Source organism: Sphaerisporangium viridialbum, from assembly GCF_049674955.1.
GTDB classification, from domain to species: domain Bacteria; phylum Actinomycetota; class Actinomycetes; order Streptosporangiales; family Streptosporangiaceae; genus Sphaerisporangium; species Sphaerisporangium viridialbum.
This window is the reverse complement of record NZ_CP187232.1, coordinates 2,807,244-2,819,767: the sequence shown is the minus strand read 5'-3', so window position 1 is coordinate 2,819,767 and position 12,524 is coordinate 2,807,244. Positions and strand designations below refer to the sequence as shown.

General features: G+C 69.3%; 10 protein-coding genes. 3 read left to right on the top strand and 7 right to left on the bottom strand.

Annotated features, from left to right (window positions below; all coding sequences use genetic code 11):
• Positions 1–161: 161 nt before the first annotated feature.
• From ACOZ38_RS12435 to ACOZ38_RS12405, 7 genes are all read right to left on the bottom strand, one after another.
• The gene (locus tag ACOZ38_RS12435; protein ID WP_424530519.1) at positions 162–1,415 is read right to left on the bottom strand and encodes a sugar ABC transporter permease; all 1,254 of its coding nucleotides are present in this window, start codon (positions 1,413–1,415) and stop codon (positions 162–164) included.
• Positions 1,412–2,188: an ATP-binding cassette domain-containing protein gene (locus tag ACOZ38_RS12430; RefSeq protein WP_405146481.1), complete on the bottom strand. Its 777-nt coding sequence runs from the start codon at positions 2,186–2,188 to the stop codon at positions 1,412–1,414. Before ACOZ38_RS12430 ends, ACOZ38_RS12435 begins: the two co-directional genes overlap by 4 nt.
• A gap of 96 nt (positions 2,189–2,284) precedes the next feature.
• Entirely contained in the window at positions 2,285–3,406 is a 1,122-nt protein-coding gene (locus tag ACOZ38_RS12425) for a sugar ABC transporter substrate-binding protein (protein WP_424530517.1), read from the bottom strand.
• Positions 3,407–3,637: 231 nt separating this feature from the next.
• Positions 3,638–4,363, bottom strand: coding sequence for a TSUP family transporter (locus tag ACOZ38_RS12420; protein ID WP_424530515.1), 726 nt, complete (start codon positions 4,361–4,363; stop codon positions 3,638–3,640).
• 64 nt (positions 4,364–4,427) lie between these two features.
• Positions 4,428–5,624: a cytochrome P450 gene (locus tag ACOZ38_RS12415; RefSeq protein ID WP_424530514.1), complete on the bottom strand. Its 1,197-nt coding sequence runs from the start codon at positions 5,622–5,624 to the stop codon at positions 4,428–4,430.
• A 543-nt stretch (positions 5,625–6,167) separates the two neighbouring features.
• On the bottom strand, positions 6,168–8,963 hold the full coding sequence (locus ACOZ38_RS12410) for an aconitate hydratase (RefSeq protein WP_424530512.1): 2,796 nt from the start codon (positions 8,961–8,963) through the stop codon (positions 6,168–6,170).
• 203 nt (positions 8,964–9,166) lie between these two features.
• Positions 9,167–9,898, bottom strand: coding sequence for a metal-dependent hydrolase (locus ACOZ38_RS12405; protein ID WP_424530510.1), 732 nt, complete (start codon positions 9,896–9,898; stop codon positions 9,167–9,169).
• A 401-nt stretch (positions 9,899–10,299) separates the two neighbouring features.
• Between ACOZ38_RS12405 and ACOZ38_RS12400 the strand changes: the two genes are divergently transcribed.
• From ACOZ38_RS12400 to ACOZ38_RS12390, 3 genes are all read left to right on the top strand, one after another.
• Positions 10,300–11,034: a PadR family transcriptional regulator gene (locus tag ACOZ38_RS12400; RefSeq protein ID WP_424530509.1), complete on the top strand. Its 735-nt coding sequence runs from the start codon at positions 10,300–10,302 to the stop codon at positions 11,032–11,034.
• A 6-nt stretch (positions 11,035–11,040) separates the two neighbouring features.
• Positions 11,041–11,550, top strand: a complete 510-nt coding sequence (locus ACOZ38_RS12395; RefSeq protein ID WP_424530507.1) for a DUF1707 SHOCT-like domain-containing protein — start codon at positions 11,041–11,043, stop codon at positions 11,548–11,550.
• 317 nt (positions 11,551–11,867) lie between these two features.
• Complete coding sequence (locus ACOZ38_RS12390; protein ID WP_424530505.1) at positions 11,868–12,458, top strand: DUF6879 family protein; 591 nt, start codon at positions 11,868–11,870, stop codon at positions 12,456–12,458.
• Positions 12,459–12,524: the final 66 nt, after the last annotated feature.

The window sequence follows — 12,524 nt, the reverse complement described above, 5'->3', positions numbered from 1 at the left end:
TCCTCGTGCGATCAGATCGGGTGGGGGGGGCGGCCCGCCGTGACGGCAGGCCTGATGAGCACGCCGTGGGTGTTCATATGAACACCCTTGGCGTCACCTTGGCAAATCGTAGGGCGGGTGTGACCTCCATGCGCGATGTACGGCCCGTCGTGGGCCGGGTCTCACCTCAGACCGGACGCGGCGGCGCGCTTGCGCGACAGGGCGTCGACCCCGGCGGCCAGCAGCAGGACCGACCCGGTGACGATGTACTTCACGCTGGCGCTGTAGCCCATCAGGCCCATGCCGTTGTTGATGACCGCGACCACGGCCCCGCCGAGGACCGCGTCGAGTACCCTGCCCTTGCCTCCGAACAGGCTCGTGCCGCCGATCACCGCGGCTCCGACCGCGAACAGCAGCACGTCGCTGCCTCCCGTGCTCGGGTCGACGGAGCTGGCCTGGGAGGCCAGGACGATGCCGCCGATCGACGCCATGCCGGAGCAGATGACGAAGGCGCTGATCCGGATGCGGTCCACCCGGATGCCGGCCCGGCGCGCCGCCTCGGCGTTGCCGCCGACGGCGTAGATGTGCCTGCCGAAGGCCGTGCGGCGCAGGACGAAGGTCCAGAACACCAGCAGAGCCAGCACGAGCGGGACGACGATCGGCACGCCCTTGAGCGAGACCAGCAGGACGTTGCGGCTGCGCTCCAGGTTCAGGGCGTACACCGCGAAGCCGCCGAGGACGGCCAGCGTGCCGACCCGGAAGGCGATGACCGTCGCGGGGTCCGCGAGCAGGCCCCGGCCGGCGCGGCGCCGCGCCCGGACGACCTGGACGAGGGCGTACACCACGACGCACACCGCGTACAGGATCCAGCCGAGGGCCGGAGGGAGGTACCTGTTCTCGATCGCGATGATCACCGGGTCGCGGATCGCGATGTTGTTGCCCTCGTTCACCAGCACCAGCAGCAGGCCCTGGAAGGCCAGGAAGGCGGCCAGCGTCACCACGAACGACGGGATGCCGAGCTTGGCGACCAGCGCGCCGAGCTCGAGCCCGATCACCATTCCTGTGACGATCGCCGCGGCGACGCTGAGGTACCAGGGCCAGCCGTGGTTGGTCATCGCGACGGCGAGCACGGCCGCGCAGACGCCGCTGGTGTAACCGGCGGACAGGTCGATCTCGCCGAGCAGGAGGACGAAGATCAGACCCATGGCGATCAGGCTGATCGCGGCGCCCTGCGTGAACAGGTTGGCGAAGTTGGTCGCCGAGAGGAACACCGGTCGCAGGATCGCGAAGGCCGTGCAGAGCACGACCAGCCCGAGGATGGCCGGCAGGGCGCCCATGTCGCCGCCTCGGACCCGGGCCACGTAGCCGCGGAAGTTGCCGCCGATGCTGGGGGTCTGCGCGGCGGCCTTCTGCCCGGGAAGCATGGTCGTACTCATGCGGTGACTCCGTTGACGTTCTGCAGGCCGAGCTCGCCGCTGCGCCCCGAGGTGATGAGCTCGACGACCTGCGAGTGGGTGACATCGGCCGTCTTCACCTGCGCGGCCATCCGGCCCAGGTACAGGGCCGCGATCCGGTCCGAGACGGCGAATACGTCGTTCATGTTGTGCGAGATCAGGATCACCGCCAGGCCGTTGTCGGCGAGGCGGCGGACCAGCTCGAGCACCTGGGCGGTCTGGGCGACGCCGAGCGCCGCGGTGGGCTCGTCCAGGATGACGACCTTGCTGTTCCACAGCACGGCCTTGGCGATGGCGACCGTCTGCCGCTGGCCGCCGGACAGGCTGGAGACGAGCTGGCGGATCGACTGGACGGTGCGGACCGAGAGGCTGTCGAGGGTCTTGACCGCCAGCTCCTCCATCGTCGCCTCGTCGAGGACCAGCCCGCTGGTCTTCTCCCTGCCGAGGAACATGTTCTGGACGATGTCGAGGTTGTCGCAGAGGGCGAGATCCTGGTAGACGATCTCGATGCCGAGCTCGGCCGCCTCGCGGGGGCTCGTGACGTGGACGGGCTTGCCGTCGAACAGGAACTCCCCCGCGTCGATCGCGTAGGTGCCGCCGATGCACTTGACGAGGGTGGACTTGCCTGCGCCGTTGTCGCCGACCAGCGCGGTCACCTCACCGGTGTGCGCGGAGAAGGCGACGTCGTGCAGGACCTGCACCGGACCGAAGCTCTTGTCGAGCCCGCGGATCTCCAGGACGGGTTGGGATGACACGTTGCTCCTCAGTGCTGACGGTACGGCCCGCGTCCGGCTGGGGAGACCTCTTGTGGAGGCCTCCCCCGCATGCGCGAGCCGTACCGAACCTCGCTGCTACTGGATTCCGGCCTCGGTGCACTTGGCGGCGAACTCGCCCGTGCACAGCTCGTCCTTGGTGACGAAGCCGTCCGCGACGACGTCCTTGACGTTGTCGAAGGTGATCGACTGCGGGTCCAGCAGGACAGAGGGGACGTCCTGGTTGGTCTCGGTGTCCTTGACCGTGCCGTTGACGGTCGGCTTCTCACCCTTGGCCAGCGCGATGGCCAGCTCCGCGGCCGCGTCGGCCTCCTTCTTGACCGCCTTGTAGACCGTCATGCACTGGTCACCGGCGAGGATGTTCTGCAGGCCCTGGACGCCGGCGTCCTGACCGGTCACCGGCACCTTGCCGTTGAGCTTCTGCTTCTTGAGCACGGTGATGGCGGCGTTGCCGAGGTTGTCGTTGGCCGCGAGCACACCGGCGATCTTCGGGGAGGAGGTCAGCATCTGCTCGAAGATCGTGCCGCCCTTGACCGGGTCCCAGTCCGGCACGGACTGGTCCGGGCCCTTCTCGAACTCGCCCGAGTCGTACTTGGGCTTGAGCACGCCGTCGTAGCCCGCCTTGAACAGCGTGGCGTTGTTGTCGGTCGGCGAGCCGTTGAGCTCGGCGATCAGCGGCTTGTCGACCTTCTTGTCGGCGAGGCACTTGACCAGGCCCTCACCCTGAAGGGTGCCGACCTTGGTGTTGTCGAAGCTCACGTAGTACGAGGCGCCGCCGCCGAGCGTCAGGCGGTCGTAGTCGATGACCGGCACACCCTGGGCCTTGGCCTTGTCGATGACGGCCTTGCCGGTGCCGCTGTCCAGGTTGACGATCGCGAGCACCGTGGCGCCGTTGGTGATCATCTGGTCGGCGATCGTCTGGAAGGCGGTCTTGTCGTTCTGGGCGTTCTGGATGTCGTAGGCGACACCCGCGGTCTTGAAGGCCTCTTCGAGGTACTTGTGGTCCGCGGTCTCCCAGCGGGGCGACGACTTGCTGTCGGGAAGGATGACACCGATCTTGCCCGGCTTGGCCGCATCGGAGGACGCGGGGGCCGCGCCGCTGCTCTGGGCGTCGGTCGTACCGCTGTCGCCCCCGCAGGCGGTGAGACCGAGGGAGAGCGCCGCCGCGGCGGCTGTCAGGCCGAGGATCCCCTTGCGCATGTGTGCACCGGGTCCTTTCTGCATGAATGGCCACTTCGTGGGGTGGCGTGGGGGTCTGTTTTGGGAGATGCCCGGCCGAGCTCTGACCGGGGAAGCAACGGCTTCGACCGGGTCTCGGCTTGGCCGTTTCTTTGAATGTTGTTTGCGGCAACGTATTCCTCCCTGAGCCCGCGCGCCAGACCTCAGGCGGCCAAAGTTTGTTGTCGCCGGTAACAATCAGGAAACGCAAGATTAACCGGCCAGGCTCTGCGTGATCAGGACGAAGGCCGAGGCGGCGGCCACCACGAGGATCCCCGCTCGCACGCGCCCGCCGTCGAGGAAGCGCCGCAGGGGTCCTGAGACGGCGAACCCCGCGACCATGAAAGGGATGAGCGCCAGCCCCGCGACCGCCGACCGGCCGGGGAGCTTGCCGACCGCTGCGAGGATGGCCAGGGACTGCGCGGCCGAGAGGAAGAAGTACATCGCCAGGGTCGCCCGGATGCGCGGCCCCGCCGCGTGCTGGTACACGATCCCCATGGGCGGGCCACCGATGCCGGTCGCGGTCCCCGTGATGCCGGACACGAAGCCGGCCGCGGTCAGCGTCGCCCCGTTCCTCGGGATCGCGACCGCCGACGCGGTGACCGCCACCGCGACCAGCACCATCGCGCCGACGAAGATCCCGAGGACCTGGGTGCTGACGTAGACGACGATGAACGCGCCGATGGCGCTGCCCGGCAGCCTGCCGAGCAGCGCGAAGCCGAGACCGCGCCAGTCCACCCTGCGCCACTCGGTGGCCAGGGTGAACAGCGGGAGGGTGAGGTTGACGATCTGGATGGCGCCGGGCATCACGGTGGGGTCGAGCACCGTGATCATCGGCGCCGCCACCAGCCCCAGCCCGAACCCCACCCCTCCCTGGACGACCGCCCCAACAAATACCGCCAAACCACCCAAAAGCAGTAGAAGCGCCTCATGACTCATGGGTGGCACGGTAGATGCTGATCACCCATCTACCGCAACCGGTTATCCGGCCAGGTCAGCGCCGTTACCAGGCGACCGGCAGCCGGTGCACGCCGTAGATCGCCATGGTGGACCGCGTCGCGACCTCCTCGGGAGGGACGGCGAGGCGCAGGCCGGGGAAGCGGCGCAGCAGCGCGGGGTACCCGACGCGCATCTCGACCCGGGCGAGCTGCTGCCCGAGGCACTGGTGGATGCCGTGGCCAAAGGCCAGGTGCCCCGTCCCCGCCCGGGTGAGGTCTAGCGTGTCGGGGTCCTCGAACTGGCCGGGGTCGCGGTTGGCGGCGGACAGGGACACCGTCACCGTCTCGCCCGCCTTGACGACCTGCCCCTCGATCTCGACGTCCTCCCGGGCCGCGCGCACCGCGCCCAGGTGCGCGATCGTGAGGTAGCGCAGCAGTTCCTCGACGGCGGTCGCCGCGAGGGAAGGGTCGTCGCGCAGCGCGGCCAGCTGCACGGGGTTCCGCAGCAGCGTGAACGTGCCGAGCGCGAGCATGTTCGCCGTGGTCTCGTGGCCCGCGACCAGCAGGAGCATCGCCACGCCGGTGATCTCGTCCTTGGTGAGCTGCCTGGCCGACACCAGGCTGCTGATCAGGTCGTCGCCCGGCTTGGCGCGCTTGTGGTCCACCAGCTCCCGCATGTAGCCCATCAGGTCGTCCATCGCCTCGCGCACCTGCTCGGGCGTCGAGTCGAGGTCGAGCATCACCCGGGACCGCCGCTGGAACCTGTGGTGCCCGCTGTACGGCACGCCGAGCAGCTCGCAGATCACCAGCGAGGGGATCGGCAGCGCGAACTCCTCCACCAGCTCGGCCGGCGGTCCCGCCTGCTCCATGGCGTCCAGCCGGTCGGAGGTGATCTTCTCGATCCTCGGCTCCAGCCGCTTCATGTGGTGCACGGTGAACTGGCCGGTGAGCTGCCGGCGGAAGCGGGTGTGCTCGGGCGGGTCCTCCTGCAGGAAGAACCCCGGCACCTCGGCGAGCAGCTCCTGGATGACCCGCTCGCCGATCGGCGGGTGCAGCAGGCTCGGGTCGGTGCTGAAGCGGGGGTCGGCGAGCACCGCGCGGGCGGCGGCGTGGCCGGTCACCAGCCAGCCCACGTGCCCGTCGGTGTAGAGCAGCGGCCGTATCGGCCCCTCCTCGCGCCACCGGCGCAGATCCTGCGGCGGATCGAAGGGATTCTGACGATCGAGGGGAAGGGCCACCGGGCTCGACATGGCGTGCGTCATCCTGCATTCCTCCCTTTTCTTCATAAGACACTACAAGCCTCGAAATTTCGGCGAATTAAGGGAGTTATCGCTTGTAGTCAAGTTTGCCGACGATCACGCCTGCCCCTGTGCCATAGCAGGTCACCGGCGTGCGAGGGCTCCCGGAAGCACACGGAAGCACACCGCCGCGGATACACCCGGCCCGGCCTGCCGAATAAACCCCTCGGCGGAGAAAATCCCCCGAGCCCCGGCGACCTTCAGCACATAATCGCCGTGAAACCGGTCAAGCCTCTGCCAATACCAGAACGTTTCACGACATATCATCTCAAGCGCGCCCGAAAGATCATCGGGTCGCGACGGTCCGCGTGGCCGACGTCGCCTTCGACCTGAAGCGCTAGGACCGTACTCGGCCCGGGAGCCCTCTGTGGCCGAGGACACGGGGCGTACGCGGAGCGGGGGGCCGCCGGAACGCCGGACAGCCCGGCGGATGGGTGTTCCGCCGGGCCGTCCTCTGTTTGGGAGTGAACCCCCGAGAGCGGGGCCTCGGGCCCCGCCTTACCCTGCTCAGCTCTTGGCGAGCAGGGAGCGCAGGACGTACTGCATGATGCCGCCGTGGCGGTAGTAGTCGGCCTCTCCGGGCGTGTCGATGCGCACGACGGCCTGGAACTCTAGGTCCCCCGCCCTCACCGTGACGGTCGCCGGGGTCGTGCCGGAGTTGAGCTCCTCGACACCGGTGATGTCGAAGGTCTCCTCGCCGGTCAGGCCCAGCGAGGCGGCGCTCTCGCCCTCGGGGAACTGCAGCGGGAGCACGCCCATGCCGATCAGGTTGGAGCGGTGGATGCGCTCGTAGGACTCGGCGATGACGGCGCGCACACCCAGCAGTGCCGTGCCCTTGGCCGCCCAGTCGCGCGAGGAGCCGGAGCCGTACTCCTTGCCCGCCAGCACGACCAGCGGGATGCCGGCCGCCTGGTAGTTCACCGAGGCGTCGTAGATCGCTACGACCGGGCCGCCGTCCTTGGTGAAGTCGCGGGTGAAGCCGCCCTCGGTGCCCGGCGCGATCTGGTTGCGCAGGCGGATGTTGGCGAACGTGCCCCGGATCATGACCTCGTGGTTGCCGCGCCGGGAGCCGTAGGAGTTGAAGTCCTTCAGCTCGACGCCGTTCTCCTTGAGGTAGCGCCCGGCGGGCGAGTCGGACTTGATCGAGCCGGCCGGGGAGATGTGGTCGGTCGTGACCGAGTCGCCGAGCAGCGCCAGCGTGCGGGCGCCGTGGATGTCGGTCACGGCCTCCGGCTTGCTCGGCATGCCCTCGAAGTACGGCGCCTTGCGCACGTACGTCGAGGCCGGGTCCCACTCGAAGGTGTCGCCCGTCGGGATCGGCAGCGAGCGCCAGGCCTCGTCGCCCTTGAACACATCGGCGTAGTCACGCCGGAACATGTCCTCGCCGATCGAGGAGTTGACGACCTCGGCGATCTCCTCGGTGGACGGCCAGATGTCCGCCAGGTACACCGGCTCGCCGTCGGCGCCGGTGCCGAGCGGTTCGGTGTTGAGGTCGAGGTCCATCGTGCCCGCCAGGGCGTACGCGACGACCAGCGGCGGCGAGGCGAGGTAGTTCATCTTGACGTCGGGGTTGATCCGGCCCTCGAAGTTGCGGTTGCCGGACAGCACGGCGGTGACCGCGAGGTCGCCCGACTGGACGGCCTCGGAGATCTCGTCGGGCAGCGGCCCGGAGTTGCCGATGCAGGTGGTGCAGCCGTAGCCGACGAGGTTGAAGCCGAGCTTGTCGAGGTAGGGCGTGAGCCCGGAGCGCTCGAAGTAGCCGGTGACCACCTGCGAGCCCGGGGCCAGCGAGGTCTTCACCCACGGCTTGCGCGTGAGGCCCTTGTCGACGGCGTTCCTGGCCAGCAGGGCCGCGCCGATCATGACGTACGGGTTGGAGGTGTTGGTGCAGGAGGTGATCGCGGCGATGACCACGGCGCCGTGGTCGAGCTCGAACGACGTGCCGTCGGCGAGCGTGACCGGGGTCGGCGTGCGCGGCCGGTCGCGGCCCGCCTCCGAGCCGGCCTCGGTGGCGGCGACCGGCTTGTCCTCCTGCTTGTCGTGCCCGTTGGCGCTGGCGTTGGAGGCCGGCGAGTCGGAGGCGGGGAAGGACTCCTTGCCCTCCTCGTCGGTGCCGTTGGCGTCGGGGACGAACACCCGCACGTCGTGCCGCCAGGTCTCCTTGGCCGAGGACAGCGCGATGCGGTCCTGCGGGCGCTTCGGGCCGGCGATGGAGGGGACGACGGTCGACAGGTCGAGCTCGATGTACTCGGAGAAGACCGGCTCGCGGGACGGGTCGTGCCAGAGCCCCTGCTCCTTGGCGTACGACTCGACCAGCGCGACCTGCTCGGCGCTGCGGCCGGTGAGCTTGAGGTACTTCACCGTCTCGTCGTCGATCGGGAAGATCGCGCAGGTGGAGCCGAACTCGGGGCTCATGTTGCCGATCGTGGCCCGGTTGGCCAGCGGCACGGCGGTGACGCCGTCGCCGTAGAACTCGACGAACTTGCCGACGACCCCGTGCCGGCGCAGCATCTCGGTGATGCGCAGGACCAGGTCGGTCGCGGTGGCGCCCGGAGGCAGCTGGCCGGTGAGCTTGAAGCCGACGACGCGCGGGATGAGCATGGAGATCGGCTGGCCGAGCATCGCGGCCTCGGCCTCGATGCCGCCGACGCCCCAGCCGAGCACGCCGAGGCCGTTCTCCATGGTGGTGTGGGAGTCGGTGCCGACGCAGGTGTCGGGGTAGGCCTTGCCGTCGCGGATCATGACGACGCGGGCCAGGTGCTCGATGTTGACCTGGTGCACGATGCCGGTGCCCGGCGGGACGACCTTGAACTCGTCGAACGCCGTCTGACCCCAGCGCAGGAACTGGTAGCGCTCGTGGTTGCGCTCGTACTCGCGGTCGACGTTGCGCTGGAAGGAGTCGGGGCCGCCGAAGAAGTCGACGATGACCGAGTGGTCGATGACCATCTCGGCCGGGGCGAGCGGGTTGATCCTGCTCGCGTCGCCGCCGAGGTCCCGCACGGCCTCGCGCATGGTGGCCAGGTCGACCACGCAGGGCACGCCGGTGAAGTCCTGCATGATCACCCGGGCGGGCGTGAACTGGATCTCCACGCTCGGCGCGGCGGCAGGGTCCCATCCGCCGACGGCGCGGATGTGGTCGGCGGTGATGTTCGCGCCGTCCTCAGTGCGCAGGAGGTTCTCCAGCAAGATCTTCAGGCTGTACGGGAGGCGCTCCGCCCCCTCGACGGCGTCCAGCCGGTAGATCTCGTAAGCCGCGTCACCGACGCGGAGGGTGTCACGGCTGCCGAAGCTGTTCGCGGACACGGAGACTCGCCTCCCTCATTTCACGCTCATCGCCACTGATGGCAGGGCGCACAGTTTTCCTGGTTCGCCCCATAGATCCTGCCGCACCGGTGGAGTGCCATCGCCAGTTAGGCTGCCCTAACCACCTCGGTCGCGGCGCGTGTCTCTCGATATCAAGATATCCCTTCAGATATCTCGACATCAAGTTACCCGCCAGTAGGCGGTCAGGCGACCGCCGGCATGAGGCGCGCCGCCAACAGGCCTATCACGACGACGGACAGCACGGGGCCGAGGATCTTGATCTCGAAGGCCCTGCCGGTCTTGATCCCGATCCGGTAGGGCAGGAGCCATCGGTGCTTCAACGGCCACAGCACCGGGCACCCGCGCTCGGTCAGGCAGTCGCCGACCACGTGCGCGAGGCATCCGACCGTGATGGCGAGGCCCAGCCAGAGGTAGCCCACGTCGCGGGAGTGGAACAGGACGAAGGTCCCCGCCGTCAGGCCGATGTTCACCAGGGCGGAGGTGATGGTCTTGCCGGGGACGCCGATGCCGATCGACCGCAGCGCCAGCCCGATCATCAGGATGACCACGATGTCGCGGCCGATCGGGTAATGGTCGGCCAGCACATGGCAGCCGATCCCGGCCGCGATGGCGAACAGCAGCGAGTGGGTCGCGTGCCGGTGGCCCCCGCTGGCCCAGTTGAACGCCTTGCTGAGCACCCACGTGGCCGGGCCGAACGTCTGGGCGATCGTGGCGTGCGGGTGGTCGAGGTCGGGGAGCATCGCCGCTCCCGCGCAGACCAGGGCCCCGGCGATCAGCTCGCCGGGCGAGAGCACGTTGGCCACCATGGGCGTCAGCTCGCCCGCGAGCCCGCCGAGCGCCGGAAGCGCCGTGAGCCCCGGCGCGATGAGCAGCCAGGCGGCGGCACCGCTCAGCGCGTGTGTATGCCCCATCATGCGTAGATCACGATCGGGCACCCTACGGCAAAATCTCCCCCATGCGGCGGAACCGTCTGGGCAACCGGGCGGCGTGTCGCAGGCGTCCTGAGTGCTGCCTGGTCAGGGCCGTGCGGGGTGCCGGGAAAGGCAGACGGGACCGTTCCGCTCCAAGAGCACCCCCCAGCCCTCTCAGAGCAGAACGATCCCGTCCGAAACCTGATAACGCTCGGATCTCGGCATGTGTTCCCGGTGTCGCGTGATCTGCGTCACTTCCTTCGAAATCGACCACCGCTGGGGCGATCGGCGGCGCGGGACCCGACTTCCTCTTGACGATTGGTTGTCTTTCAGAACGTTCGCGATATATCGTTGAAGCATCGAGAACGATCGAAAGTCGATCGCCACTTGCAAGGGGGAAAGACATGACCCACACGTATCCGATCGGAGGCGCGCCCTGGCCCGACCCGCGCGCCATGAAGGGCGCCGCGCTGGCCGCCCTCGGCTCCATGGCCGCCGCCTGGCACCACGGGCACCCGCACCAGGGCCCCCAGGGCCACCCGCACGGGGAGGAGGGCCACGAGCGCCGGTTCCGGGGGCACCGGGGGCCGAGGCCCTTCTCCTGGGACTTCGGCAGAGGCCCGTTCGGGCCCGGTTTCGGGTTCGGGGGCGGCCGCCCGCCGTTCGGCAGGGGTGCCCGCAAGGCCAAGCGAGGCGACGTACGCGCCGCCATCCTCGCCCTGCTGGCCGAGGAGCCGCGCAACGGCTACCAGGTCATCCAGGAGATCGCCCAGCGCAGCCAGGGAGGCTGGAAGCCCAGCCCGGGCGCGGTCTACCCCGCGCTGCAGCAGCTCACCGACGAGGGCCTGGTGCGCGCCGAGGAGACCGACGGCCGCAAGACCTTCCAGCTCACCGAGGCGGGCCTCGCCTACGTGGCCGAGCACCCCGAAGAGGTGCGCGCCCCGTGGGAGGACATGACGCCCAACGTCGACGAGAGCGTCTACGAACTCTTCGATTTGTCGCGCCAGGCCGCCGCGGCGCTCTTCCAGATCGCGCAGACTGGCAGTGACGGGCAAATCGGACAGGCGAAGCAGATCTTGGCCGAGACGCGGCGCAAGCTCTACCAGATCCTGGCCGACGGCGACACTTCGGAGGAGTGACCCTCGATGACCTCGCGGGACGATCTGCGGATCGGTGACGCGGAACGCGACGAGGTGATGACCGCCCTGCGCGAGCACTTCGCGCTGGGCCGGCTCACCCACGACGAACTGGACGAACGACTCGACACCGTGCTCGCCGCCCGCACGGCGGGCGATCTGCGGAAGGTGACGGCCGACCTTCCCGGGCCGTCCTCACCACGCCCCGTCGACCACGCCCGTGAACGGGCGGACGGATGGGCGCCGCCGCACCACGCCGACCTCGCCACCTGGGGCTACCACATGGCGAGCAGAGCGGACGCACGCCGCGAGCGGTTCGAGCGGAGGCGCCACGACAGGCCCCCGGTCTTCCTGTTCGTGCTCGCGTTCATCCTCATCGCGTCGGCGGTGTCCGGAGTGATCGGGCCGCTGTTCGCGGTGGTGAAGGTGCTGTTCTTCATGGGGCTGGTCTTCGCCCTGGTCCGGCTGGCGCACCACCGGCACCATCTGCGCCATCCCCGCCTCGGGCGCCGCCACTGAGTGCCCCTCGGGGCCCTTCGAGTATCACGGCCGGGCGGACCTTCAGGGTCCGCCCGGCCTCGCCGTGCGTGCCCTGTCCCCGGCGATTTGGGTCTTGACGCTCCCAGTCAGCGGTCTCATGATCGGCCTGTCTTCCCGACCGCCGCCGTTCCCGGGTTTCGGTTCATGTGGGTCCGGGCATGGTGGCGCACGTTCTCCGCGATTACCTCGCGCCACCGGCCCTGTGGCGAACCGCCGAGGGCTCCGCACCCACGAACGAGGAGTAGCCGATGGTCCCGATTACGGACAATCACTTAGATTGCCACGTTTTCGAGCGGGTGCGCGAAGCGGAGGCGGCGGTCATGCCGCCGGAGGTGTACGGACCGGAGTTCCGCGAGGCCTACGAGAGCGCCGACGGGGTGGTGTGGAAGCTCGAACGCGCGCAGAACTTCCACGAGCCCTACGAGCCGAGCTGGGTGGCGATGACCGAGGGCGACTGGGAACGTTCCCTGCGGCTCGTGGACGAGCTGCGCGGCTCGCTGCCCGCCGATTACGACGGGTACGCCGAGTTCCGGCGCGTCCGCGTCGTCGAGACGCCCATCACGCCGTACATGCAGTGGGAGCTGCACGTCCTCGCCGCGCGCGCCGAGGCGGGCGAGCGGGCCCGTGTCGTGCCGGTCTCCGCCGTACGGCCGTTCGAGCGGTCCGAGCCGCTCCCCGAACTGCTGATCTTCGAGTCCACCCTCATGTACGAGGTGCTCTACGACGCCGCCGGCGTCCACCTCGGCGGTCGCCGCATCACCGACCACGACGTGGTCGAGCCGTGCCTGGCCGCCCTGATCGGGCTGTACGAGCAGGGCGAGGAGCTCGCGGCGTACCACCGGCGCGAGGTCGTGCCGCTGCCGCCCCCCGCCGTCCGGCCGTTCTGACGCCTCGAAGCCGGGGTCGCCTCAGAGCCTGGAGCCGCCTCGCGGCCGGGGGTCGCCTCAGAGCCG